The organism is Streptomyces sp. NPDC045021 (assembly GCF_056432645.1).
Genome location: NZ_JBWKIQ010000018.1, coordinates 37,940 through 60,878 on the forward strand (window position 1 = coordinate 37,940; position 22,939 = coordinate 60,878).

The window sequence follows — 22,939 nt, forward strand, 5'->3', positions numbered from 1 at the left end:
TGCAAGAGAATGTCACTTCTAGAGGAGTTCGATCGTGCGTCAGATCCCCGTAGACGTGAACGCTGCGACCGTGATGGTGGCGCAGCCTCCGCAGACGAAGATGAAGGACAAGAAGAACGGCGTGATGGCCATCGACGCCGAGACCGGCGAGTCGCTGAAGACCGTGGACGTGATGTTCGTGGCCAACGGTGAGGCCGAGGTCATGACCGTGACGGTGGTCGAGTCGGGCATCACTGGTGAGCTGGTCATGGGCACGCTGGTGGCGCTGACGGGTCTGGTGGCTCGGCCGTGGGAGAACGAGTTCAACGGCACCAAGCGGCACGGGATCAGCTTCCGCGCCGCTGCGGTCACCGCCATCTCGCCGGCTACGTCGAACGCCAAGGGCTGATCGCCATGCGGGGGACATTAGTCCTGGCCCTGCTGGCGCTCGTGGTCGCCGTGGTGGTGCTGCTGCGGTCGAAGCGTCCGGCTTGGTACTGGATGACCTTCGGCGCGCTGGTGGCACTGGTGCGGATCGCGTTCACCTACAACTCCGTGATGGAAGCGTGCGGGCTGACCGTCCCGCCGTCCCGCATCCGCCTGATGCTGGCTCGGATGGCCCGCCGGGAAGTCCCGCCCGACCGCCCGCCCCGACTCCTGCGCACTCGTGTCACCCGCACCGGTCTCGTGCTGCGATTGGGACTGCGCCCGGGTCAGGACGCCTTCGACGTCGCCGCCTCGACCGATCGCCTGCGGCACTCGTTCCGCGCCTACGGCGTCACCTCCCGGGAGATCCGGGCCGGTGTGGTCGAGCTGCGGATGACCGGCTACGACGTTCTCAAGCGGGTACAGATGCCTGCCAAGACCGACCGCGGCACCATGCGGGTTCCCGTCGCCCTGCGCGATGACGGATCGGTTCAGTACCGCGACTACCGCCAGATCCCGCACGCTCTGAACCTGGGCGCCACCCAGTCCGGCAAGTCCGTCTACCAACGCAACCTCGTCAAGGAACTCGCAGCTCAGCATGTCGCGCTCGTCGGGATCGACTGCAAACAGGCTGTCGAACTCGCCCCGCTGGCACGGCGCTTCTCCGCCTTGGCCGACAACCCGGACGATGCTGTCCTCCTGCTGGAAGCCCTCGTAGATCGGATGGCCGGCACGTACCGGATCATCCGACGAGAACAGCGCATCAGCGCGGACATCCCGGATGCGGAGATCACCGCCGACATCTGGGGACTCCCCGAGAAACTGCGTCCGGTGCCGATCGTCGTCGTGATCGACGAGGTGGCTGAGCTGGCGTTGTGGGCGAACACCGCAGAGAAGAAGCGCCGGGATCGGATCATCACCGCCCTGGTCCGGCTCGCTCAGCTCGGCCGTGCCGCCGGGATTTACCTGGAGGTGTGCGGGCAGCGCTTCGGCTCGGAACTCGGGGATGGGATCACCATGCTTCGGGCTCAGTTGACCGGCCGTACCTCGCACCGTGTGAACGATGAAGCCTCGGCGAAGATGGCCTTCGGCGACATCTCTCCGGACGCTGTCCTGTCAGTGCAGGCGATCTCTGCCGAACGGCCGGGGACTCGCGCCAGGTCCCTACCCGTCCCATGCCCTGAGCGGAGAGATCGCCATGACCGCACGGAAGGCCACCACCCGCCGCCGCCCCACCGCCAAAGCCCCGCCAAGTGCCACGTCTGCAAGGGAACCGGTGAGGTCTCCGTCCCAGTCGCGGTTGGGCGCGCTCGTCGGCTGACCGCTGACCAGCAGGTCGGGATGTGCCTGACCTGCTTCGGCTCCGGCGAAGCCTGACCCCTCAATCCCTGGTGCCGGGCGGCCGGACTCGCTTCCCGCCCGGCACCGGACCCCACCCCATGAAGGAGGTGAACGACCATGCGTCTTCCGATCCGTCCCGATGCGGTTCTCGTGCAAGCGGTTATCGCGGGCGCCCTGTCCTTCGCCCACCTGCACGACATCGCCAACGCCGCCGGACAACACGGCTGGAAAGCCTGGGCCTACCCGATCAGCGTCGATCTGCTCCTGGTCGCGGCCTGGCACCGCCTGCGGACCCTGCGAGCTGCTGGAAGCCCGGCACGCTCGGCGTGGATCTGGTTCGTCGTCGCCTTGGTCGCCTCGCTCGGCGCCAACGTCGCCACCGCGGGACTGCTCGACCTGGACCAGGTGCCCGCGTGGCTGCGGATCCTCGTTGCCGGATGGCCCGCGCTGGCCTTCCTCGGGGGAACCTTCCTCGCCCACAACCCCGTACCCCGGGCCGAAGCACTCGCGCCGGCCGACTGCGACCCCGAACCGTCGATCGACCCCGAACCGGTTCGGGAAGCGGTCACCGCCTCTGAGCCTGCCCCGGCGCTGCCTCCGGCCCCCGTACCGGCTCCGGGCCTGGTCGCTCATGCCCGCAAAGTTGCCGCCGACCACCTGACGGCAACCGGCACCCCGATCGACCTCGACACCCTTCGCGCCCGCCTTGGTGTCCCTGCTCATCTCGCTGAGTCCATCGCCGCCCAACTCGCCTGAAAGGACAACCGCTCATGGCCCGTAACGAGAACTTTCACTCCGTCTCCCACGTCGGCCCGGTCCAGATCGGGACCTACCGCGATCACCTCGGCCGCACCCGGCACGCCGCCGCCTGCACCAACGACGGGTGCGGCTGGTCCTCGGACTACTCCAACCGTGCCGCCGCATCCCTCGCCGCCCGTACTCACCGCTGCCGCGTCCGCTGACCCCGAAAAGGACCGCTCCTCATGCCTGTGTCCGTGCCGTTCTGGCTCGCTATCGCCGTCGTCGGCTACCTCGGCTACAAGCTCGCCCGCCCGCCCATGTGGCTCGTGATCGTCCTACTCATCGCCGGGTTCCTGCTCGCGAACAGCTTCCTGGCTCCGGTCATCGAGTCCGGTACTACGACCGGCGTCTCCGTCGTCACCCCGCCCACCAAGCCCTGATCCGGAAGGAAGTCCCGTCATGTTCCGACCGCAGATCCCGACCATGCCCACCGCCACCTTCACCACCGCGCAGCACACCGCCCCGGCCCCGGTTGTCGCTCAGCACTCGGCCTGCGCCTGCCAGCACACGGCCACCGCACCCGCCCCGGTCCCGTCCCGCCCGGCGGTGCGGCTCACCCCGGCCGGCCTGGTCGCCGTCGTCGGTGGCGGTGTCGCTGCCGTCCTGGTCGTCGGCGCGGTCCTGGTCTCGCTGCTCCTGGCCGTCGCCGTCACCGCCGCCTCGATCGCGGTGTGCGCCGTCGTCCTGCGCTCCCTGCTCAAGACCGAGCACCACCGCCGTTGACCGGCTCCCGGGGTGGCACACAGCCGCCAAGCAACGGCCACCCCGAGAGCCCGCACCTCCCGCCCGTCCCGAAAGACCGACAAGGAGAAAACCCATTATGTCCAGCCTGACTGTGTCCTCCCCGCGCGTGTGCCAGGACTGCGACGGCTTCCCCGTCGTCGCCATCACCACCGGCACCCGACTGCGCAACGGCTCCCGCGCGACCCTGCGCGTCACCTGCAACCGATGCCACGGCACCGGCACCACCCCCGCCCGCCGCCCGGTCTGCCTGTCGTTGTCGGCAGGTGTCTCGTGCTGACCTACGTCGACTTCTTCGCCGGGCTCGGCGGATCGTCCTTCGGAGCCTCCCTCGTCCCCGGCATCCAACCGGTGCTGGCCGCGAACCACTGGGACCGGGCGATTGCCTCGCACTCGGTCAACTTCCCGTCCGTTGACCACTTCCAGGGCGACCTGCACGCCGCCGATGTGGCCGGCTTCCCCGCCGCCGACCTGTTCTGGGCCTCACCCGAGTGCCCGAAGTGGTCCAACGCACGCGGCAAGCAACGGGACTTCGACAAGCAACCGGACCTGTTCGGCGAGACCTTGCCCGACCCGGCCGCCGACCGCTCCCGGGCCCTGATGTGGGACGTGCCGCGGTACCTCGAATCCTGCGCCGCACGCGGCCGCCCGGTCCTGGCCGGTGTGGTCGAGAACGTCATCGACGTCCGCGCCTGGGACCTGTGGCAGGCCTGGCGCGACCGCATCCGGCTCCTGGGCTACGACACGAAGCTGATCGCGCTGAACTCCATGCACGCCACCCCGGTCCGCACCGCGCACGCCCCGCAGTCCCGCGACCGCCTCTACCTCGCCTACTGGCGGGGCTCCCTGGGCCGGACCCCGGACTGGGACAAGTGGTTGCGCCCCTCGGCCTGGTGCCCGACCTGCCAGACCACGGTTCGAGCCGTGCAGGCGTTCAAGAACCTGCGCCGTGACATGGGGCGCTACCGCTCGCAGTACGTCTACCGCTGCCCGAACACCGCCTGCCGCAACGCCATCGTGGAACCCGCCGTCCACCCGGCCGCCTCCGCGATCGACTGGGCGCTCGCCGGAACCCCGATCGGAGACCGCCCCAAGGGCCTGTCACCCAAGACCCTCGCCCGCGTCCAAGCCGGACTGGACCGCTACGCGCTGCCCGTGACCGTCCCGGCTGGCGGAACCTGGCGTGACGCTGCCGTACCGGTCACCGACCCCATGCCCACCCGCACGACCACCGAGAACGACGCCCTCGCAGTACCTCCGCTCCTCGTGCCGGTGGAAGGGCGAGACGGCAAGTACGCCTCGCCGGCCGCCGACCCGCTCCGCACGCAGACCGCACGCAACGAGACCGGACTGGCCTGGATGCCGTTCATCGCCGAACTGCGCGGCGGCTCCTCCGACGCCCGTCCCGTCAGCGACGCCCTGGCGACCGTCACAGCCTCCGGCAACCATCACGGACTCGTCACCCCCGCCGACCCGGCCGATCACCTGCTCGTCCCCTACTACCGCACCGGCACCGCCAAGACCGTTGCGGAGCCGATCGGCACCCTGTCCACCCGCGACCGCTTTGCCCTGGTGCGGACTGCGGTGGACCTGGAGAGCGTCCTGTTCCGGATGCTCGAACCCGCCGAGATCGGCCGCGCGATGGCCTTCCGCGACTCGTACACGGTGCTGGGCACCAAGCGGGAGAAGGTCCGCCAGTACGGCAACGCCGTCACCCCACCCGTCGCGGAAGTTCTTCTCTCCGCGCTCGTCGAGACCGTCACCGGCAGTGATCTGGACCGGGGGTGCGTGTGACCGACACCGCGCTCGCGGGCCTGGACCCGGCCACCTGGGGCGATCTGCTCTCTGTGGCCGGGGATCCGGGTTTCCACCGCTGGCACCACCAAGTCACCCGTACCGGGGGCTGCTCCAACCCCATCCACCTTCGCGGCTTCACGCGCACCAGCGACAAAGCCACTGGCCGGACCCTCCACACCTACTCCACCGCTGACGAACCCGGCGGACGGCTCCGGCTCGCCTGCGGTAATCGCCGTGCCTCGCGCTGTGAGCCGTGCGCCGCCGTGTACGCCGCCGACACCTACCACCTGATCCGCGCCGGGCTTGCGGGCGACGACAGCAAGGATGTGCCCGGCACGGTCCGCGATCACCCTCGGGTCTTCGTCACCTTCACCGCCCCCTCGTTCGGCCCGGTCCACAACCAGCCCAACTCCGGCCACTGCCAGTGCGGTACCGCCCACCCGGACGGAGACGATCTGCTCGGTACGCCGCTGCATCCGGACGGTTACGACTACGCGGGCGCCGTGCTTTTCAACAACCACGCGGGCGACCTGTGGATGAGATTCACCAACCGTCTCCGCCGGGAGATCACTGCCCGCGCCGGCCTGACCCAACGGGAGCTGTCGGAGGTCGCCCGGGTCTCGTACGGGAAGGTCGCCGAGTTCCAAAAGCGGGGCGCCGTTCACTTCCACGCCGTGATCCGCCTCGATGGGCCCGAAGGCCAGGACGCACCCCCGGCCTGGGCCACCATCAATCTCCTGACCGACTGCATCCAGGCTGCAGCCGTCCACCGGTACACCACCATCACCGTGCCGGCCGCACCGGACGCCGGATACCCGAACTCTTGGATCTTGCGCTGGGGCACCCAGCTCGACATCCGGCCCATTCAGGCCTTCGGCGCCGGACAGGATGTGAGCGAACAGGCGGTCGCCTCGTACGTGGCGAAGTACGCCACCAAAGCCGCCGAGTCCACCGGCACTGTTGATCGACGCGTCGGGAACCTCGAAGCGCTCGACCTCCTCGGCGTCCCGCCGCACCCGCGCCGACTGATCGAAGCCTGCTTCGACCTGGACCGCATCTTCCCCGACCGGAAGCTTCTGGCCTGGGCGCACATGCTCGGCTTCCGGGGCCACTTCTCCTCCAAGTCCCGCCGCTACTCCACCACCCTCGGCGCCCTCCGCCAGATCCGGGCCGACTACCGCGCCGCCGAACAACGCGAAGCCCTCGGCCTGCCCGACTACACCCACGATCCGACCGTGCTCGTCATGGCCGACTGGCAGTACGCCGGGCAAGGTCACACCCCCGGTGAATCGCTGCTCGCCGCCAGCGTTGCTCGGGACCTCCGCATCAATCGTGAGACTGCTCGCGAAGCCCTGCGCGAGATCAAGACGGAAGGGGAGTGGTGATTGTGGACCGTCTCCTGAGCGTTGAGCAGGTGGCCGAACGGCTCGGCACCACCGTGCGTTTCCCCCGGCGGCTGATCGAGGAACGGCGGATCACGTTCGTCAAGGTGGGGCGTCACGTCCGCATCCCCGAGAGCGCCGTTGACGCGTTCGTCCTGGCGAACACCGTGCAGCCGGTCCGGGTGCGGCGGTTCACCTACGGGAGGGCCGCCTGATGGCCAACGGGAAAGGCAAACGGCGGCGGTTCGGCTCGGTTCGACAGCTCCCGTCCGGCCGCTGGCAGGTGCGCTATCCAGATCCCGAGACCGGGGAGACTCGGACGGGGGAGGAGACGTTTCCGACCAAGACTGACGCTGACCTGGCTCTGGTCCAGATTGAGGCGGACATCAGCCGCAATCAGTGGACTGATCCTGACGCGGGCAAGGTGAGCTTCGAGGACTTCGCCACTGGCTGGCTCAAGGATCGGAAGCTGGAGGAGAGCACCCGGGAGCGCTACGAGACCGTGCTTCGGCTGCACATCCTGCCGGCCCTGGGCACGGCGACCGTGGAGGAGATCACGCCTCCTCGGGTGCGCGCCTGGCGTACGGGCCTGCTGGCGGTGACGGGCGAACCAACCGTGGTCAAGGCGTACCAAATGCTGCGGGCCATTCTGAATACGGCCGTGGATGACGAACTGATCCGCCGCAATCCGTGCCGGATCAAGGGAGCGGACGCCTACGAGGTGCCGGAGCGTCCGGTGCTCACCGTGCCGGAGGTCTACGCGGTCGCTGCGGCGATCAGCCTGCGCTGGCGAGCCTTGGTGCTGCTCACCGCGTTCACGACGCTGCGCTTCGGGGAGTTGGCCGCGCTCCGGCGCCGGGATATCGACCTGGAAGCGCGAGTGGTTCGGGTCAAGCGGCAGCAGGCCGAGTTGAACAGTGGCCGGCTGTTCGACAAGGCGCCCAAGAGTCGGGCGGGCTTCCGACCCGTCGCGTTCCCGGTGGAGATCCTGCCGGACCTGGTGGAACACCTGGAGTGCTTCGTCGGCAAGAAGGCGGACGCGCATGTCTTCATCGGGCCCCGCGGCGGCAAGCTCCGGCGTAGTAACTTCCGGGATGACTGGCTGGACGCCCGCGCCCGTGCCGGGATCACCGAAGACGTGCACTTCCACGATCTGCGGCACACGGGGAACACCCTTGCCTCGCAGAGCGGGGCCAGCACCCGGGAGCTGATGACCCGCATGGGACACAGCACGACCCGGGCGGCGTTGATCTACCAGCACATGGCCAGCGAGCGGGACCGGGTGATCGCTGACCACATGGGCGCTGCGGTCCGGAAGGCGCTGGACAAGGAAGATCCACCGGCCACATCTGGCACGGACGTGGCACAGGCGGATTGATCGCCCGCTGTAATCGAACAACGACTGAGGGCCAGGCTCCCGGGATCAACCCGGTGACCTGGCCCTCAGTGCGTCATGTGCCGCTGACGCGGGTGTGCCCCAGGCAGGATTCGAACCTGCGACACCAGCTTTAGGAGAGCTGTGCTCTATCCCCTGAGCTACTGGGGCGGGGTGAGGACAGGTTAGCGGATTCGGGGCGCTCGGCGCTGGCGGGTACCGGTGGTCGCGGTGTCGGGTGGTGGGTTATTCGGGGGCGGGGTCGGCGGATGTGTCGGGGCCGGCCGCGTCGAGGGTGGCGGTGAGGTGGTGGAGGCGGGTGCGCAGGTCGGTCAGGTCGGTGAGGGTGAGGCCGGTGGCCGACGCGATCTGCTCCGGGACCCGTTGGGCGCGCTCGCGCAGGGTGTCGCCCGCGGTGGTGAGGCGGACGGTGACGGAGCGCTCGTCCTGGGCGCTGCGCTCGCGCTGGACGAGGCCGGCGGTCTCCAGGCGCTTCAGGAGCGGGGAGAGGGTGCCGGAGTCGAGGCGCAGGTGCTCGCCGATCTTTTTGACGGGCAGGTCGCCGTGTTCCCACAGGACGAGCATCACCAGGTACTGGGGGTACGTCAGGCCGAGATCGCGCAGCGCCGTCCGGTAGAGGGTGCCGAACGCCCTGGACGCGGCGTGCAGGGCGAAGCAGATCTGGTTGTCCAGTCGCAGGTATTCCGCGGGTGCCGGCTCGATCGTCCTCATGTATCAAGCGTACCCTTTAGTTGTGCACAATTCAGTTGTGTGCTCTAGTAGTGCCGAGGGCGGCCCGGGGCAACCGGGCCGTGAAGTGTGGAGAGGGATGGTTCCGATGAGTGCGCTGTACACCGCTGTGGCCACGGCCAATGGACGCGACGGCCGGGCCGTGAGCTCGGACGGTCAGCTGGACCTGCAGCTGGCCATGCCGCCGGCGCTCGGCGGGAACGGCAAGGGCACCAACCCCGAGCAGCTCTTCGCGGCCGGTTACGCGGCGTGCTTCTCCAGCGCGCTCGGGCTGGTGGGGCGTGAGGCGAAGGTCGACACCAAGGACGTCTCGGTGACCGCCGAGGTCGGCATAGGCGCAGACGTGGCGAACGGCGGCTTCTCGCTCGCCGTCACGCTGCGGGTGGAGCTCCCGACGGAGCTGGAGGGCGAGATCGGCCGCAAGCTCGTCGAGCAGGCGCACGGCGTGTGCCCGTACTCGAAGGCGACCAACGGGAACATCGCCGTCGAGATCGTTGTGGAGTAGTCGAGCGGTCGAGGTGGTCGAGTTCTTGTAGTGGTTTCCGGCGGGAGTGATTCCCGCCCAGAACGGTTTTCCGTGGCGCCGATCGGCCCTGGCTCAGCGCAGCCAGGGCAGGTCGGCGCCTTCTGGTTGCAGGCCTTCGGCGATGATGCGGGAGATCTCGCCGAGCTGCTGCACCTGCTCGGGGGAGAGCCGGTCGAAGATCGCCGAGCGGACGGCCGTGACGTGCCCGGGGGCGGTCCGCACCAGCACCGCGTACCCCTCGTCGGTGAGCACGGCCATCTGGCCGCGGCGGTCGGAAGGGCAGTCCTCGCGGGCGATCCAGCCGTTCTTCTCCAGCCGGGTGACGGCGTGCGAGAGCCGGGAACGGGTGATCTTCGTCTGCTGCGCCAGTTCGGTCATCCGCATCCGGCGAGTCGGGGCGTCGGAGAGGGTGGTCAGCAGCGCGTAGTACATGTGCGGCATGCCGGCGTCGCGCTGGAGCTGCCGGTCGAGATGGTCCTCCAGGAGCGTCGTGGCGTGCACATACGCGCGCCAGGCGGCCTGCTCTTCTTCGGTCAGCCATTTCATGCTGTCCATCCTACGTCCACTTCTTGAAGATTCAATGAAAGCGTTCCCTGCCTGGTCGAATGCCTCATCGTGGACGTCGATTCGCAATGTGCCGCAGGTCACACCGGGGACCCGAAATATCCGGGGACCATCTCCCCGTTTAGTCTGGTGTCAGAGCGAAGCGGGGAGTGAATCCCCGCTTCACACCAGCTTTCGCCAGAAGGCCGGAAGGCCCGAAGACCAGAAGGTCGGAAGGCCCGAAGGTCAGAGGGCCAGAAGTCAGAAGGAGTGTCCGGTGGTCGGCAGTGCCGTGAAGTCGCGTTCCCCCCGGTTGCGGGCCGATGCCTCGCGCAACCGGGAGCGGATCGTCGCCGCCGCGCGCGAAGCCTTCGTCGAACACGGGGCCGAGGTCCCGCTCGACGAGGTCGCCCGCCGCGCCGGGGTCGGCAATGCCACGCTCTACCGACACTTCGCGGACCGGGCCGAACTCGTCCGGGAGGTGGTCCTGTCGGTCATGGCGCGGATCACCGAACGGACCGAGGCGGCGGTCGTACAGGAGCCCGATGCCTTCGAGGCGCTGCGGCGCTTCGTCTTCGAATCGGCGGAGGACCGGGTCGGCGCCCTGTGTCCGATGCTGTCCGAGGCCTTCGACGGGAACGATCCGGCGATCTTCGCGGCTCGCGACCGGTTGAATCGCTCGATCGAGGACATAATGGACAGAGCGCGATGCTCTGGCCAACTCCGCACCGACATTGCCGTCGGTGACCTCATGGTCGCGATCACACAGCTCACGCGACCGCTGCCCGGTAAGGCGTGCATGGACATGGACAGGTTCGTGCATCGTCACCTGCAGATCTTCCTTGATGGGCTGCGCGCCCCGGCGCGATCCGCGCTGCCGGGCGCCGCCGTGACGTTGGAGGACCTGCAGCAGCAGCGCTGACGAATTCCCACAAACGTCCCCATTTCATGCCCCTCCGCACCCCTTAGTGAGAACAGCTATGCCTTCTATGTCCAAAGCGGTCCAGCAGCCGGATCCCCGGCGCTGGAAAGCTCTCATATTCATCGCGATCGCTCAGCTGATGGTCGTGCTCGACGCGACCATCGTGAACATCGCCCTTCCCTCCGCCCAGACCGACCTCGGCATCTCGGATGCCAACAAGCAGTGGGTCATCACGGCCTACAGCCTCGCCTTCGGTGGACTGCTCCTCTTCGGTGGCCGTATCTCCGACCTGTTCGGCCGTAAGAACGCCTTCATCGTCGGACTGCTCGGCTTCGCCGCCGCGTCCGCGATCGGTGGCGCGGCCGTCAACACCGGCATGCTGCTCGGCGCCCGCGCCCTGCAGGGTGCGTTCGGCGCACTGCTCGCGCCGGCCGCCCTGTCGCTGCTCGCGGTGCTCTTCACCGACGCCAAGGAACGTGCCAAGGCGTTCGGTGTCTACGGTGCCATCGCAGGTGCCGGCGCCGCCGTCGGTCTGATCCTCGGCGGTGTGCTCACCGAGTTCCTCAACTGGCGCTGGACGCTCTTCGTCAACATCGCCTTCGCGGTCATCGCCGCCATCGGCGCCTACCTCGTGGTGCACGAGCCGGCCGGTTCGCGCAACCCCAACCGCCTCGACATCCCCGGCGTGATCCTCTCCACCCTGGGTCTGGTCTCGCTGGTCTACGGCTTCACCGTCGCGGCCGAGGACGGCTGGACCTCCGGCAAGACGATCGCCCTGCTGATCGCGTCCGTGGTGCTGCTCGCCGCGTTCGTGTTCTACGAGGCCCGGGCGAAGGCGCCGCTGCTCCCGCTGCGCGTCATCGCCGACCGCAACCGTGGCGGCGTCTACCTGTCGCTCGGTATCGCGATCATCGGCATGTTCGGTCTGTTCCTGTTCCTGACGTTCTACCTGCAGAACATCCTGGGCTACTCGGCGATGAAGTCCGGCTTCGCGTTCCTGCCCATGGTCGCGGGCATGATCGTCGGCTCCACGCAGATCGGCGCCCGGCTCATGCTCCGCGTGCCGCCGCGCCTGCTGATGGCACCGGGCTTCCTGGTCGCCTCCGTGGGCATGCTGATCCTCACCCAGATCAAGCCCGAAGCGAACTACGTGGGCATCGTCCTGCCCGGCCTGGTCCTGATGGGTCTCGGCATGGGTTCGGCCTTCATGCCGGCGATGAGCCTGGCGACGCACGGCGTCCAGCCGCGCGACTCGGGTATCGCCTCCGCGATGGTCAACACCTCGCAGCAGGTCGGCGGTTCCATCGGCACCGCTCTGCTGAACACCATCGCGGCCAGCGCCACCACCACCTGGGCCGCTGCCAACCTGGCGACCGCCGGGAAGGTCGGCAAGGTGGAGTTCGGTCACCAGGCGGCTGTGCACGGCTTCTCCGTCGCGATCTGGTGGGCCTTCGGCGCACTGGTGCTCGCGGCTCTGATCGCGGCGACGTTCATCAACACCGGCGTCCCCGGCAGCGAGGTCTCCGGCCAGAGCCTGGAGGACGAGATGGCCGAGGGGCTGCCGATCCCGGTCGTCGTTCACTGATCAGGCTCCCTGCGTACTGAGTACGCGGAGAACCAGCAAGGTAGAACCAGCAAGGTAGAACCAGCAAAGCAAGGGCCCCGCCTCCGGAATTCGGAGGCGGGGCCCTTGCTTTGCTGTCAGACCCTCACCGGCTCAGACGCCCGCGGGCCAGGTGTAGGTCGACGGGACCTTCGGTCCGGGCTTGCCGTAGACGATGGCGATCTCCGCGTGGGCGCTGAGGTTGATGGCGGCCGGATCGCCGCTCTGCTCCTTGCCGTTGACGTAGACGTGCAGTTCCTTGCCGCCGCCCGTCTTCAGGTCGCCGAGGCTGTCCTTGGTGAGCGGCACGTTCCACTCGGTCATGAACTGGCCGAGGGTGAAGTCGGCCTGGACCGGCGACTCGATGTGGACGATGCCGGTCGTGTCATGGGTGTGCAGCGGGCTGATCTTCTGCTGGACCAGGTCGATGCCGATATCGGCGGGCACCGCCACGGGCTTGCCGTCGACCAGTACGTCCAGGTGGCTGTGGATGTGCAGCACCTGGCCCTCGGCGCCGAGCATCGGCAGTCCCGCCGCCTTGGCGCGGGCGGAGGCGTCGGCGGGCGCCGGCCAGGTAGCGGCAGCGGCGGGTGCGGTGGCCGGTGCGGTGGCGGGTGCGCTGGCGGAGGCCGGGGCGGAGGTGGTGGCGGCGGGCTTCGCGCCGTCGTCCCCGGAACCGCAGGCGGCGAGGGTGACGGCGCCGGCCAGGGCGGCCGATCCGATCAGCAGGCGGCGTACGAGCATGGTGTGTGGGCTTCCGTTCAGCTGATCGGGCGCGAGCGCTTGGCGCCGTCGAGCGTAAACGAAAGGAGGGGGTGCCCGGAGCGGACTCCGGACACCCCCGCCAGCCCGGTTCTACAGGGCCGGCTCGATCAGCTCGGTCGCTCGGACGGCCGCCACCAGGGCCTGCGTGCTGCCGGTGGCCGCGGCCACGTCCAGCGCGGTGTCGGCGAACTTCACGGCGTGCTCGTCGCCGTGCCGGGCGGCCCGCGCGAAGAGCTCCTCGGAGGCGTCGGCCACGGATCCGGCCGGGGGCTCGGGCAGTTCGGAGGCGGGCGTGGGCGCGGTGGGCGAGTACAGCGCCGTCACCGCCGCGCTCGCCGCCCAGGCCGCGCCCAGGCTCGGCACCCACAGCTCGGGCGGCAGCGCGGGGAGGGTGCGCAGTACGGCGTTGGGCGCGGTCGCGGCGTGCACCAGCATGACCGGGCTCTGGTGGCCGTAGGCCGCGTAGCGGTACGTGGCCGCTCTGACCAGCTCGCGGAGGAGTTCGTGGGCCTCGTCCGGGGTGGCGGGCGGGCGGAGCGACGCGCTGGCCGCCGTCCAGCCCGGGGTCCCGGCCAGCAGGGCGATGCCGTCCCGGTACCCCGCCCCCTGGCCTGCTATGGGCGGGACGCCGTCCAGGGCCGCGGCTGGGCCGGCCGTGCCGGACAGCGCCGCGAGGCCGGGTGTCGGGAGGCTGCGGGCTGCCCAGTAGCCGAGCCCGTGGGCGAGTTCGGCGATACGGGGGCCGCCTGCCGCGGGCTTGGTCGGGCGCCCGTTCCCGTCGGCCCGGTCGGCCCCGTCCACCGCGCCGGCCTCGTCGGCGCCGGCCCCGGCCTCGCTCGCCTCGTTCGCCTCGTCGGCCAGCAGGGTGCGTACGGCGTGGCCGACGCGGATCACCGGGTGGGTGGCGCCGGCGGCGATCCCGGGGAGCAGCCGCGGCCACCATTCCGTCAGCACGTCGCGCCACGGGCGCTCGTTCGTCTCGCGGACGAAGTACTCCGTCCAGTCGGCCGCCCGGCGCGGATCGCCGAGCGCCTCCTGCCAGCCGGTGCCGGTGATCGGCTCGGTGGGGCGCGGCGGATCCTCCAGTTTGGTGCGGTAGTGGTCGAGCCAGCGGTGGACGTCGGCGGCGTGGCCGCCCCGGACCAGGGCCTCGACGGCCATCGGTCCGTGGTTCGTCAGCCAGCCGTGGAATTCCGGGCCGGTGGAGTGCAGCCGTTGGAGGGCCTCGTCGAGGATGCCGGTGGTGTCCGGTGTGCCGGTCGTGTCTGTCGCGCGCCTGGGATCCATGGGGCCGACGGTAGGCCTGGGTGCGGCGGGACGTAACGGGCTGGGGACCTAGGACCTGGGACCTGGGGCCGGAACCGATTCGAGGGCTTCTTTGCCCGTTTGGGCAACCAAAAAGCGGTACGGGCCGTCTTCCGGGTAGGAGAGCAGCCAGGGCGACGGTGCCCGGGAGGCGGGACCCCGACACCGGATGCCGGCCGCTGATGTCAGCGGTGATGTGGGCAGCCAGGCGGGCAGCCATGTGAGCGGCGTCTCACGGGTGCAGGGGCCGCGGAGATCCGGCCAGGGCCGCGAAGTGCCTGGTGACCGGTCCTGACCTGGCCTTCCCGGAGACCCGAACCGCCCCGCCTCCCTGTGTGGCGGCACAGGGTACTGCAAGATCGCGAAAATCAGTGATCGACATGGGAATTGTGTCCGGATTCCAGTCGTTATCCAGATCAGAGCGGGCAGCCGAGAGGCAGCATCAAGAGTCCCGCTCCAACCGACACCCGACCGAACCTTCGCAAGGGAGCACGCATGGCAACCCGTGCCGTCGCCCGTCGTTCCGCAGGCGGGAGCAGCAGCGTCCGCGCCGTTGGCGGGGAAGTGGCAGACCGTGACCTCGTCGGGATGTACCTCGACGAGATCGCGCGTACTCCGCTGCTCGACGCCGCGCAGGAAGTCGAACTGTCACGGGAGATCGAGGCCGGCGTCTACGCCGAGCGCATCCTCTCCGGCGACAACCAGCTCGTCGAAGGTGCCGGGGCCGGTGCCGACCGCGAGGAGCTGGAGGCGCTCGTCGCCATCGGCGACCGCGCCAAGGACGTCTTCATCCGTTCCAATCTGCGCCTCGTCGTAGCGGTCGCCCGCCGTTACCCGCGCAGCGGTCTCCCGCTGCTCGACCTGATCCAGGAGGGGAACGCGGGCCTGGTGCGTGCTGTCGAGAAGTTCGACTACGCCAAGGGCTTCAAGTTCTCCACGTACGCGACCTGGTGGATCCGCCAGGCCATCACCCGTTCCATCGCCGACCAGTCCCGCACCATCCGGCTCCCCGTCCATCTGGTGGAGGAGCTGGGCCGGATCCGGCGTGTGCAGCGGGAGTTCAACCGTGAGCACGGGCGCGACCCGGAGCACGAGGAGATCGCCGCCGAGCTGGACTCGACGCCGTCCCGCGTGCATGACGTGCTCGACTGGGCCCGTGACCCGGTCAGTCTGAACATGTCCGTGGACGCGGACGGCGAGACCGAGTTCGGGGATCTCGTGGAGGACGGCGCCGCCGCCTCTCCCGAGCAGTCCGTGCTCGTCATGCTGCGCCGCGAGGAGTTGGAAGAGCTCATCGGCAGGCTCGACGAGCGCACCGCATCGATCATCAGGTCCCGGTACGGTATCGAGGACGGCCGCGAGCGGACGCTGACCGAGGTCGGCAAGCAGCACGGTCTGACCCGTGAGCGCATCCGGCAGATCGAGAAGCACGCCCTGGCCGACCTCAAGCGCATGGCCCGCGACACGGGCCTGGAGTACGAGGCCGCCTGACCGCGGCGGGGTCCGTCCCCGCCGCCCCTGGACCCGAACCTCGGCGCAACCCCCCCCGCGCCGGGGTTCGGCCATGTCCGGACGCGGGCCGGCGATCCCGCCCACCGCGGCGCGAGCATTCACGTGACGCGGCGCGAGCATGCACCTGACGTCCGAACATGCACGTGACGTCCGAATGAATCCGCCCCATGCCCGTTTGTGTTTACTTTCCGCCGACCCATCGGTACGGTGACGGCATAGCAACACACTCGGGCATGAGGCGGAGGCAGAACCACATGTACGCCCCGGAGCGGCAGCAAGAGATCCTGCGGCGGGCCCGCGATCTCGGAAGCGTCGATGTCCCCTCGCTCGCCGAGGAGTTCGACGTCACGCCGGAGACGATCCGCCGCGACCTCAAGGCGCTCGACCGGGCCGGACTGATCCAGCGCGTGCACGGTGGCGCCATACCGGCCGGACGGCTCGACTTCGAGCCGGACCTCGCCGAGCGCGAGGCGACGGCGGCCGACGAGAAGGACCGGATCGCGCGCGCCGCACTGGCCGAACTGCCCGCCGAGGGCAGCGTCGTCATCGACGCGGGCAGCACCGCGGCCCGGCTCGCCGCCGTCCTCCCGCTCGACTCGCGGCTCACCGTGGTGACGCACGCCCTGCCGATCGCCGCGCGCCTGTCGGAGTACCCGGACCTCACCCTCCACCTCGTCGGCGGCCGGCTCCGGCATCGCACCCGCGCCGCCGTGGACGCGTGGGCGCTGCGCGCCTACAGCGAGATCCACGCCGACGTGCTCTTCCTCGCCGCGAACGGCTTCTCCGCCGACGGCGGACTCACCACCCCCGACCTCGCGGAAGCCGCCGTGAAGCGGGCGATGATCGCCGCCGCGCGGCGCGTCGTGCTGCTCGCCGACTCCTCGAAGTACGGACAACGGAACTTCGCACGCTTCGGGGACCTCTCCCATGTCGACCTGCTCATCACCGACCAGGGACTCAGCCCCGAGGCAGCCCGCGCGATCGAGAGCGCGGGCACGGAAGTAGTACGCGCATGATCGTGACCGTCACTCCGAATCCGAGCCTGGACCGTACGTACGAGATCCCCGCGCTCGAACGCGGAGCCGTGCTGCGGGCCACCGCCGACCGGGTCGACCCCGGCGGCAAGGGCGTCAACGTCTCGCGCGCGGTGGCCGCCGCCGGGCGGCGGACGGTCGCCGTGCTGCCGATAGGCGGTCCCGAGGGTGCGCTGCTCGGCCGGTTGCTGGAGGAGCAGGGCATCGAGGTCGCGGGAGTCGGCATCGCCGGCTCGACCCGCGTCAATGTCTCGATCGCCGAGCCGGACGGGACCCTGACCAAGCTCAACGCGACCGGGCCCACGCTCACCGGCGCCGAGTCCGAGGCGCTGCTGGACGCGGTCGGCGCCCGGTCCGCCCAAGCCCGCTGGATCGCCTGCTGCGGCAGCCTCCCGCGCGGGCTGCCGCCCGAGTGGTACGCCGAACTCGTCGCCCGCGCGCACCGGGCGGGCGCCCGCGTCGCCCTCGACACCTCGGGCCCCTGGCTGCCGGCCGCGCTCGCGATGCGCCCCGACGTCGTCAAGCCCAACGCCGAGGAGCTGGCCGCGGCCGTCGGCCGGCCGCTCACGACGGTCGGTGACGTGGCGAAGGCGGCGGAAGAACTGCGCGCGCTGGGCGCGCGGGCGGTGCTCGCCAGCCTCGGCGCGGACGGCCAGCTGCTCGTCGACGACTCCGGCACGTACTTCGGTCATGCGCGGGTCGCGGTGGTACGCAGCAACGTCGGGGCCGGGGACGCCTCGTTGGCGGGGTTCCTCGCCGCGGGCGGCGACGGGGAGGCGGCTCTCGCCTCGGCCGTCGCCCACGGGGCGGCCGCCGTGCAGCTGCCGGGCAGCGTCATGCCGGCGCCGGCGGATCTCGACCTGTCGGCGGTCACCGTCACCGCGGACGTCCCCCTCTCCCGCCTGCTGCGGGAGCCGGCATGACCGGCCGCCCGCCGCGGGAGCCGGCATGACCGGCACCGGGCCGGCGATCGGCCCGCCGGCCGCAGCAGCTGCAGCAGCCGCAGCAGCTGCAGCAGCCGCACCACCCCGTTCCACCCACAGTCCGTTCCGCCCGCCGGGCGGGGACGCGAGCAATGGAGCCGCGCGATGAGTGCCATGATCACCGCGGAGCTGGTCGATCTCGACCTGGCCGCCAACAGCAAGGAAGCGGCGGCACGTTCGCTCGCCGAGCGGATGGTGGCCGCGGGACGCGTCATCGACCTGGAGGGCTTCCTCGCGGACGTGGCCGCGCGCGAAGCCCAGATGCCGACCGGTCTCGACGGCGGCATCGGGATCCCGCACTGCCGCAGCGCGCATGTCGCCGAGCCGACCCTCGCGTTCGGCCGCAGCGCCACCGGTATCGACTTCGGTGCCCCGGACGGCCCCGCCGACCTGGTCTTCCTCATCGCGGCCCCGGCCGGAGCCGACACCGACCACCTGACGATCCTGTCGGCCCTCGCCCGCCGCCTCATGGACCCGGACTTCACGGCGGCCCTGCGCACGGCCGAGGACCCGGCGGCAGCCGCCGCCCTGATCGCGGGCGAGCCGGCGACCACGGATCCCGCGACCGCGGAACCTGCGACCACGGAACCTGCGACCACGGAACCCGCCCCTGCAGAGGCGGAAGCGGAGGCGGAGGCGGAGGCAGAGGCGCAAGCCATAGCGCCGGCCATCCCGGAGCCGGAAACCGTCCTCGCGGAGCCGGAGAGCGTTCCGCGGGAGCGGCCGTTCCGCGTTGTGGCGGTGACGTCGTGCCCGACGGGCATCGCGCACACGTACATGGCGGCCGAGTCCCTGGAGAACGCCGCCCGGGACGCGGGTGTGGAGATCACGGTGGAGACCCAGGGGTCGGCCGGTTTCGAGAAGCTGCCGAAGGCGGTGATCCAGGCCGCCGACGCGGTGATCCTCGCCCATGACGTCGAGGTCCGCGACAAGGAGCGCTTCGCGGGGAAGCCGACGGTGGACGTCGGGGTGAAGGCGGGCGTCAGCCGCGCGCCGGAGCTGATCGCCGAGGCGCGCGGCAAGGCGGAACGCGGCGAGGTGACGGCCGCGGCACACCACGGCGAGTCCGGCAGGGCCGCCGAGTCCGTCGAGTCCGCCGACTCCGGAGAGGCGTTCGGTACGCGGCTGCGCAAGTGGCTGATGACCGGTGTCAGTTACATGGTGCCGTTCGTCGCCGCTGGCGGACTGCTGATCGCGCTCGCCTTCGCGATCGGCGGGTACGAGATCAACGCCGCGCCCTCCGTCGCCGAGCACTTCGTCTGGAGTGAGAGCGCGAGCTGGGCGGCGCTGCTCTTCCAGATCGGCGATACCGCGTTCACGTTCCTCGTACCGATCCTGGCCGGGTACATCGCCTTCGGGATGGTGGACCGGCCGGGGCTGGTCCCCGGCATCGTCGGCGGCGCCATCGCGCTGACGATCAACGCGGGCTTCCTCGGCGGCCTGGTCGCCGGTCTGCTCGCGGGCACCGTCGTCATGGCGATCCAGCGGGTCACGATCCCACCAGTGCTGCGCGGCATCATGCCGGTGGTGGTGATCCCACTGATCGCCTCCGCGGTGGTGGGGTTCCTGATGTTCCTGGTGGTCGGCAAGCCGATCGCCTGGCTGCAGGAGCGGCTCACCGACTGGCTGAACGGCCTGACGGGCTCGAACGCGATCATCCTCGGCATCGTCCTCGGCCTGATGATGTGCTTCGACATGGGCGGTCCGCTGAACAAGGTCGCGTACGCCTTCGCCGTCGGCGGTCTGGCCGACCCGAACGACGGCAGCCTGAAGGTCATGGCGTGCGTGATGGCGGCGGGCATGGTGCCGCCGCTGGGCCTGGCACTGGCGACGACCGTCCGCGGGCGGCTGTTCACCCGTACGGAACGCGAGAACGGCAAGGCGGCCTGGGTGCTGGGCGCCTCGTTCATCACGGAGGGCGCGATCCCGTTCGCCGCGGCCGATCCACTGCGCGTCATCCCCTCGGCGATGGCGGGCGGCGCGGTCACCGGCGCCCTGTCGATGGCCTTCGGCTGCACACTGCGCGCCCCGCACGGCGGCATCTTCGTGGTGCCGCTGATCGGTAACCCGTGGCTGTACCTGGTCGCCGTCGCGGCGGGCACGGTCGTCACAGCGGCACTCGTCGTCCTGCTGAAGGGGCTGCGCAGGCCCGCCAAGCCGGAGGCTGCGCTGCCGCTGCCGGACGACGCCAGGACACCGGTCGCCGCCTGACCGCCCGCGGCCGCCGCGAGTGAGACCCTCGCGGCATGAGCGACGGCGGGCAGAACGGCGAAGACACCGGTGAGCGGGACGGCGGCGGTGAGCGAGGTGGCGGCGGCGGGAAGGGTGGCGGCGTCCCGGCGGAGCACGGCGAGCCGCACGAGGGCGGCCTCGCGAGCCGGCTGAACTGGCTGCGGGCGGGGGTGCTGGGAGCCAACGACGGTGTGGTGTCGACGGCCGGGCTGGTGGTGGGTGTGGCAGGGGCCACCGACTCCCGTCCGGCGATCCTGACCGCCGGGCTGGCCGGGCTGCTGGCCGGATCCCTGTCGATGGCGGCGGGGGAGTACGTCTCGGTGAGCACCCAGCGCGACTCCGAGCAGGCCGCCCTGGCCATGGAGCGCGAGGAGCTGGCCACCGAGCCGAAGGCGGAACTCGCCGAGCTCACCGGCCTGTTGGAGGACCGTGGGCTGACACGGGAGCTGGCCCGCGAGGTCGCGGAGCAGCTCACGGAACGCGACGCGCTCGGCGCGCATGCCCGGGTCGAGCTGGGCATCAACCCCGACGAGCTGACCAACCCCTGGCATGCGGCGGCCGCGAGCTTCGCCGCGTTCACCGCCGGGGCGCTGCTGCCGCTGCTGGCGATCGTGCTGCTGCCCCCGCCGCTGCGGCTGTCCGTCACGGTGGTGGCGGTGCTGATCGCGCTCGCGCTGTGCGGCTGGGAGAGCGCGCGGCTGGGCAGCGCGCCGGTCCGCCCCGCCGTCCTGCGGAACATGGCGGGCGGGGCGACGGCGATGGCTGTCACTTACGCGGCCGGATCACTGCTCGGCGCCACGGGCCTCTGAGGCAACGAGTCTCCAGAGCGAGCCTCAGGAGCAACGGGGTGGCCCGTGGCGACGGCGGACCCTCAGGCTTCGACCGGAGCAGCAGGGGGCGCCGGAGCGGCGGGCATTGCTGCGGCCTCTGCCGATTCCGCGGCCACCCGCCTGGCCTCGCCCTTCCTGCCCGTGCGGATCGTGTAGAACACCAGCCCGGCGGTGAAGACGAACGGCAGCACGCTGGAGACGCCCACCATCGTGTCGGTGGAGAGCACATACGTCAGAGCGATGCGGATGCCGGACTCCACGAGGAAGGTGACGCCCCACACCACGGTCAGCATGCGCTGGGTGCTGCGGAAGCCGGCGTACTTGTCCCACAGGCCGTTCCAGGCCGTGACGCCCGCGTCGGTGCCGTCGGTCGCGAACTTGCGGCCGAAGTAGAAGATCAGCGGCCGCTTCGCGAACAGGCTGACCAGGAAGGCCAGTCCGAGCAGACCGGTCAGCGCCGAGTCCTTGATGAAGACCATCTTGGTGCTGTTGTAGGCCAGCGCGCTGACCGCGCTCAGCAGCAGAGTGCCGAGGATCATGATGCTGAACTCGTCCAGGCGGCGGTGGATCGCGAAGTACAGCACCATCTCCACCACCGGCCAGCCGGAGATGATCAGCAGCGCGGGCACCTGCGCGACACCGTGGTCCGTCAGCATCCCGTAGGTGATCCACGGCAGGATGATGCTGAACAGGACCGTCGGGCCCCAACTCATCAGCATCGCTCTGCCGCGGCTCGGCCCGCCCGCCACCTCTGTCTTGATCATGTTGGGGTCCCCCTTGCCGTGACGCCGTGGCGCCGCGCCGCCGTAACGCCGTAATGCCTGGTCAGGCTGGTCGTCGGGGCAGATCGTACGGTCGCGGGGATGGGGTGGGAAGGACTTTGCGCATCCTTGATCAGACGTGCCCGGAGACGTTGTGACGCGCCAGCGTGATGCCGACCGCGACGGTCAGCGCCGACACCACGCCGGCCAGCAGAACCGCCGACTCCCCGCCGAACGTGCAGGCCAGGACCAGCAAGGAGGCCACCGGCAGCACGAGTTGCTGCGTGAGGCCGCTCTTGTAGTGCCGGGAGTGCAGCAGCCAGACGGTGAAGAACAGGACGGCGGTCGGCACTGTCACCGCGGCGGAGGCGGCCCGCACCGAGATCTCCGCCTTCCCGACGCTCTGCTCAACGGCCACTTCGAGGCCCGCGCCGATCGCCGCCGCGGAGACGAACACGGCGTAGTGCCCGTAACCCCAGGGAATCGCCTCGCGGTTGGAGAGCAGGTGCTCCTCGATGGGGACGGCGAAGTAGATCCACCAGGCCGAGAAGACGATCAGCAGGCCGCCGCCCGCGATGGGCAGCAACTCGGCCACCGCCTCGTGCTCGTCGAGCGCGGACTGTACGGCGACTGTCGCCGCGGCGATCGACTCGCCGAGCACGATGATGGTGAACAGGCCGTACCGCTCGGCGATGTGCTGCGGGTGCCAGGGCGTCGGGTGCCGGCGCTCGGCGAGCAACGGCACGGACATCTCGGCGACGATCAGGCAGAGGAAGGCCCACACCTTCGCGCCTTCGGGCAGGAAGAGCAGCCCGATCCACCCGATCTGGCAGACCGAGACACCGAGCGCGTAACGGAGCGCGCAGCCTCGCGCGTCGCCGCTCTCGCCGCGTGCGGCGCGCAGCCACTGCGTGGCGAGGGCCAGTCGCATCACCGAGTAGCCGATCACCGAGATCGTCCAGTCGTTGTTGTCGAAGGCGCGCGGCACGCCCGCGGCGAAGATCAGGACACCCGTGATCTGCACCAGGGTGGTGATCCGGTACAGCACATCGTCGGTGTCGTAGGCGGAGGCGAACCAGGAGAAGTTCATCCAGGCCCACCAGATGCCGAAGAACACCAGCAGGTAGCCGACGACCCCGTTGCCGGGGTGCCCCGCGGCCAGCGCGTGCACCAGCCGGGCGCCCGCCTGGGCGACCGCGACCACGAAGCAGAGGTCGAAGAAGAGCTCGAGCGGCGTCGAGGCCCGGTGCGCCTCGTCGCGGCTGCGGGCGGTCATACGGCGGAACGCGGCGCCGGCGGGGTTGCTCATGGAGGCCACCTTGCGCCAGAAG

At 70.2% G+C, this 22,939-nt stretch carries 25 protein-coding genes and 1 tRNA gene; 19 read left to right on the forward strand and 7 right to left on the reverse strand.

All coding sequences use genetic code 11. The annotated features are described in order from the left end of the window. Positions 1-34 precede the first annotated feature (34 nt). The 11 genes from AC07DC_RS36790 to AC07DC_RS36840 all read left to right on the forward strand — a co-directional run bounded on the left by AC07DC_RS36790 (position 35) and on the right by AC07DC_RS36840 (position 7,845). On the forward strand, positions 35-388 hold the full coding sequence (locus AC07DC_RS36790) for an SCO3933 family regulatory protein (RefSeq protein WP_478918986.1): 354 nt from the start codon (positions 35-37) through the stop codon (positions 386-388). A gap of 5 nt (positions 389-393) precedes the next feature. Next, a complete protein-coding gene (locus tag AC07DC_RS36795) occupies positions 394-1,782 on the forward strand; it encodes an FtsK/SpoIIIE domain-containing protein (protein ID WP_478918988.1) in 1,389 nt (462 codons plus the stop codon). A gap of 81 nt (positions 1,783-1,863) precedes the next feature. Continuing rightward, complete coding sequence (locus tag AC07DC_RS36800; protein ID WP_478918990.1) at positions 1,864-2,502, forward strand: DUF2637 domain-containing protein; 639 nt, start codon at positions 1,864-1,866, stop codon at positions 2,500-2,502. Between the two features lie 14 nt (positions 2,503-2,516). Beyond that, complete coding sequence (locus AC07DC_RS36805; RefSeq protein WP_138357770.1) at positions 2,517-2,708, forward strand: mobile element transfer protein; 192 nt, start codon at positions 2,517-2,519, stop codon at positions 2,706-2,708. A 21-nt stretch (positions 2,709-2,729) separates the two neighbouring features. After that, positions 2,730-2,927: a hypothetical protein gene (locus AC07DC_RS36810; RefSeq protein ID WP_478918991.1), complete on the forward strand. Its 198-nt coding sequence runs from the start codon at positions 2,730-2,732 to the stop codon at positions 2,925-2,927. A 19-nt stretch (positions 2,928-2,946) separates the two neighbouring features. Next, a complete protein-coding gene (locus AC07DC_RS36815) occupies positions 2,947-3,270 on the forward strand; it encodes a SpdD-like protein (RefSeq protein WP_478918992.1) in 324 nt (107 codons plus the stop codon). Between the two features lie 97 nt (positions 3,271-3,367). Continuing rightward, entirely contained in the window at positions 3,368-3,568 is a 201-nt protein-coding gene (locus AC07DC_RS36820) for a hypothetical protein (RefSeq protein WP_478918994.1), read from the forward strand. Then, the gene (locus AC07DC_RS36825; protein WP_478918995.1) at positions 3,562-5,082 is read left to right on the forward strand and encodes a DNA cytosine methyltransferase; all 1,521 of its coding nucleotides are present in this window, start codon (positions 3,562-3,564) and stop codon (positions 5,080-5,082) included. The genes AC07DC_RS36820 and AC07DC_RS36825 overlap by 7 nt, the downstream gene beginning before the upstream one ends. Continuing rightward, the gene (gene repSA / locus AC07DC_RS36830; RefSeq protein WP_478918996.1) at positions 5,079-6,470 is read left to right on the forward strand and encodes a replication initiator protein RepSA; all 1,392 of its coding nucleotides are present in this window, start codon (positions 5,079-5,081) and stop codon (positions 6,468-6,470) included. Before AC07DC_RS36825 ends, repSA begins: the two co-directional genes overlap by 4 nt. Then, complete coding sequence (locus tag AC07DC_RS36835; protein ID WP_478919130.1) at positions 6,470-6,682, forward strand: helix-turn-helix domain-containing protein; 213 nt, start codon at positions 6,470-6,472, stop codon at positions 6,680-6,682. The genes repSA and AC07DC_RS36835 overlap by 1 nt, the downstream gene beginning before the upstream one ends. After that, positions 6,682-7,845, forward strand: a complete 1,164-nt coding sequence (locus tag AC07DC_RS36840; RefSeq protein WP_478918998.1) for a tyrosine-type recombinase/integrase — start codon at positions 6,682-6,684, stop codon at positions 7,843-7,845. The genes AC07DC_RS36835 and AC07DC_RS36840 overlap by 1 nt, the downstream gene beginning before the upstream one ends. Positions 7,846-7,940: 95 nt before the next feature. Here the strand turns inward: AC07DC_RS36840 and AC07DC_RS36845 are convergent. Further along, a tRNA-Arg gene (locus AC07DC_RS36845) sits at positions 7,941-8,013 on the reverse strand. A gap of 75 nt (positions 8,014-8,088) precedes the next feature. Then, entirely contained in the window at positions 8,089-8,574 is a 486-nt protein-coding gene (locus AC07DC_RS36850; RefSeq protein ID WP_478919000.1) for a MarR family winged helix-turn-helix transcriptional regulator, read from the reverse strand. Positions 8,575-8,680: 106 nt separating this feature from the next. Here AC07DC_RS36850 and AC07DC_RS36855 point away from each other — a divergent pair, with 106 nt between their 5' ends. Continuing rightward, positions 8,681-9,097, forward strand: a complete 417-nt coding sequence (locus tag AC07DC_RS36855; protein ID WP_478919002.1) for an organic hydroperoxide resistance protein — start codon at positions 8,681-8,683, stop codon at positions 9,095-9,097. A gap of 93 nt (positions 9,098-9,190) precedes the next feature. Here AC07DC_RS36855 and AC07DC_RS36860 read toward each other — a convergent pair whose 3' ends face one another. Beyond that, complete coding sequence (locus AC07DC_RS36860; RefSeq protein WP_478919004.1) at positions 9,191-9,673, reverse strand: MarR family winged helix-turn-helix transcriptional regulator; 483 nt, start codon at positions 9,671-9,673, stop codon at positions 9,191-9,193. Positions 9,674-9,938: 265 nt separating this feature from the next. On the opposite strand from AC07DC_RS36860, the gene AC07DC_RS36865 reads away from it, so the two are divergent. Both AC07DC_RS36865 and AC07DC_RS36870 read left to right on the forward strand, forming a co-directional pair. Next, on the forward strand, positions 9,939-10,583 hold the full coding sequence (locus tag AC07DC_RS36865) for a TetR/AcrR family transcriptional regulator (RefSeq protein ID WP_478919006.1): 645 nt from the start codon (positions 9,939-9,941) through the stop codon (positions 10,581-10,583). 67 nt (positions 10,584-10,650) lie between these two features. Beyond that, entirely contained in the window at positions 10,651-12,168 is a 1,518-nt protein-coding gene (locus tag AC07DC_RS36870) for an MFS transporter (protein ID WP_478919008.1), read from the forward strand. 132 nt (positions 12,169-12,300) lie between these two features. Here AC07DC_RS36870 and AC07DC_RS36875 read toward each other — a convergent pair whose 3' ends face one another. After that, entirely contained in the window at positions 12,301-12,930 is a 630-nt protein-coding gene (locus AC07DC_RS36875) for a hypothetical protein (protein WP_478919009.1), read from the reverse strand. Between the two features lie 111 nt (positions 12,931-13,041). Continuing rightward, positions 13,042-14,238: a questin oxidase family protein gene (locus tag AC07DC_RS36880; RefSeq protein WP_478919010.1), complete on the reverse strand. Its 1,197-nt coding sequence runs from the start codon at positions 14,236-14,238 to the stop codon at positions 13,042-13,044. A gap of 513 nt (positions 14,239-14,751) precedes the next feature. Between AC07DC_RS36880 and AC07DC_RS36885 the strand changes: the two genes are divergently transcribed. The 5 genes from AC07DC_RS36885 to AC07DC_RS36905 all read left to right on the forward strand — a co-directional run bounded on the left by AC07DC_RS36885 (position 14,752) and on the right by AC07DC_RS36905 (position 20,826). After that, complete coding sequence (locus AC07DC_RS36885) at positions 14,752-15,747, forward strand: sigma-70 family RNA polymerase sigma factor (protein ID WP_478919011.1); 996 nt, start codon at positions 14,752-14,754, stop codon at positions 15,745-15,747. Positions 15,748-16,022: 275 nt separating this feature from the next. Continuing rightward, positions 16,023-16,784, forward strand: coding sequence for a DeoR/GlpR family DNA-binding transcription regulator (locus AC07DC_RS36890; protein ID WP_478919131.1), 762 nt, complete (start codon positions 16,023-16,025; stop codon positions 16,782-16,784). Next, the gene (gene pfkB / locus AC07DC_RS36895; RefSeq protein WP_478919012.1) at positions 16,781-17,725 is read left to right on the forward strand and encodes a 1-phosphofructokinase; all 945 of its coding nucleotides are present in this window, start codon (positions 16,781-16,783) and stop codon (positions 17,723-17,725) included. Before AC07DC_RS36890 ends, pfkB begins: the two co-directional genes overlap by 4 nt. Before the next feature lie 165 nt (positions 17,726-17,890). After that, positions 17,891-19,996 (forward strand): PTS fructose transporter subunit IIABC, encoded by a 2,106-nt coding sequence (locus AC07DC_RS36900; protein ID WP_478919014.1) that lies wholly within the window; start codon positions 17,891-17,893, stop codon positions 19,994-19,996. Between the two features lie 35 nt (positions 19,997-20,031). Further along, positions 20,032-20,826, forward strand: coding sequence for a VIT1/CCC1 transporter family protein (locus AC07DC_RS36905; RefSeq protein ID WP_478919016.1), 795 nt, complete (start codon positions 20,032-20,034; stop codon positions 20,824-20,826). 62 nt (positions 20,827-20,888) lie between these two features. Here the strand turns inward: AC07DC_RS36905 and AC07DC_RS36910 are convergent, their stop codons facing one another. Together AC07DC_RS36910 and AC07DC_RS36915 are read right to left on the reverse strand one after the other, a co-directional pair. Continuing rightward, positions 20,889-21,611 carry a VC0807 family protein gene (locus tag AC07DC_RS36910; protein WP_478919017.1) on the reverse strand — a complete coding sequence of 241 codons (723 nt, stop codon included), beginning with the start codon at positions 21,609-21,611 and terminating at the stop codon, positions 20,889-20,891. Positions 21,612-21,741: 130 nt separating this feature from the next. Continuing rightward, on the reverse strand, positions 21,742-22,917 hold the full coding sequence (locus tag AC07DC_RS36915) for a low temperature requirement protein A (protein WP_478919019.1): 1,176 nt from the start codon (positions 22,915-22,917) through the stop codon (positions 21,742-21,744). Positions 22,918-22,939: the final 22 nt, after the last annotated feature.

What these genes read in the sequence shown, in the direction of transcription:
- AC07DC_RS36795 (WP_478918988.1), top strand. Translation starts at nt 394, where the DNA reads ATGCGGGGGACATTAGTCCTGGCCCTGCTGGCGCTCGTGGTCGCCGTG.
- AC07DC_RS36800 (WP_478918990.1), top strand. Translation starts at nt 1,864, where the DNA reads ATGCGTCTTCCGATCCGTCCCGATGCGGTTCTCGTGCAAGCGGTTATC.
- AC07DC_RS36805 (WP_138357770.1), top strand. Translation starts at nt 2,517, where the DNA reads ATGGCCCGTAACGAGAACTTTCACTCCGTCTCCCACGTCGGCCCGGTC.
- AC07DC_RS36810 (WP_478918991.1), top strand. Translation starts at nt 2,730, where the DNA reads ATGCCTGTGTCCGTGCCGTTCTGGCTCGCTATCGCCGTCGTCGGCTAC.
- AC07DC_RS36815 (WP_478918992.1), top strand. Translation starts at nt 2,947, where the DNA reads ATGTTCCGACCGCAGATCCCGACCATGCCCACCGCCACCTTCACCACC.
- AC07DC_RS36820 (WP_478918994.1), top strand. Translation starts at nt 3,368, where the DNA reads ATGTCCAGCCTGACTGTGTCCTCCCCGCGCGTGTGCCAGGACTGCGAC.
- AC07DC_RS36840 (WP_478918998.1), top strand. Translation starts at nt 6,682, where the DNA reads ATGGCCAACGGGAAAGGCAAACGGCGGCGGTTCGGCTCGGTTCGACAG.
- AC07DC_RS36850 (WP_478919000.1), bottom strand. Translation starts at nt 8,574, where the DNA reads ATGAGGACGATCGAGCCGGCACCCGCGGAATACCTGCGACTGGACAAC.
- AC07DC_RS36855 (WP_478919002.1), top strand. Translation starts at nt 8,681, where the DNA reads ATGAGTGCGCTGTACACCGCTGTGGCCACGGCCAATGGACGCGACGGC.
- AC07DC_RS36860 (WP_478919004.1), bottom strand. Translation starts at nt 9,673, where the DNA reads ATGGACAGCATGAAATGGCTGACCGAAGAAGAGCAGGCCGCCTGGCGC.
- AC07DC_RS36870 (WP_478919008.1), top strand. Translation starts at nt 10,651, where the DNA reads ATGTCCAAAGCGGTCCAGCAGCCGGATCCCCGGCGCTGGAAAGCTCTC.
- AC07DC_RS36875 (WP_478919009.1), bottom strand. Translation starts at nt 12,930, where the DNA reads ATGCTCGTACGCCGCCTGCTGATCGGATCGGCCGCCCTGGCCGGCGCC.
- AC07DC_RS36880 (WP_478919010.1), bottom strand. Translation starts at nt 14,238, where the DNA reads ATGGATCCCAGGCGCGCGACAGACACGACCGGCACACCGGACACCACC.
- AC07DC_RS36885 (WP_478919011.1), top strand. Translation starts at nt 14,752, where the DNA reads ATGGCAACCCGTGCCGTCGCCCGTCGTTCCGCAGGCGGGAGCAGCAGC.
- AC07DC_RS36890 (WP_478919131.1), top strand. Translation starts at nt 16,023, where the DNA reads ATGTACGCCCCGGAGCGGCAGCAAGAGATCCTGCGGCGGGCCCGCGAT.
- pfkB (WP_478919012.1), top strand. Translation starts at nt 16,781, where the DNA reads ATGATCGTGACCGTCACTCCGAATCCGAGCCTGGACCGTACGTACGAG.
- AC07DC_RS36900 (WP_478919014.1), top strand. Translation starts at nt 17,891, where the DNA reads ATGAGTGCCATGATCACCGCGGAGCTGGTCGATCTCGACCTGGCCGCC.
- AC07DC_RS36905 (WP_478919016.1), top strand. Translation starts at nt 20,032, where the DNA reads ATGAGCGACGGCGGGCAGAACGGCGAAGACACCGGTGAGCGGGACGGC.
- AC07DC_RS36910 (WP_478919017.1), bottom strand. Translation starts at nt 21,611, where the DNA reads ATGATCAAGACAGAGGTGGCGGGCGGGCCGAGCCGCGGCAGAGCGATG.
- AC07DC_RS36915 (WP_478919019.1), bottom strand. Translation starts at nt 22,917, where the DNA reads ATGAGCAACCCCGCCGGCGCCGCGTTCCGCCGTATGACCGCCCGCAGC.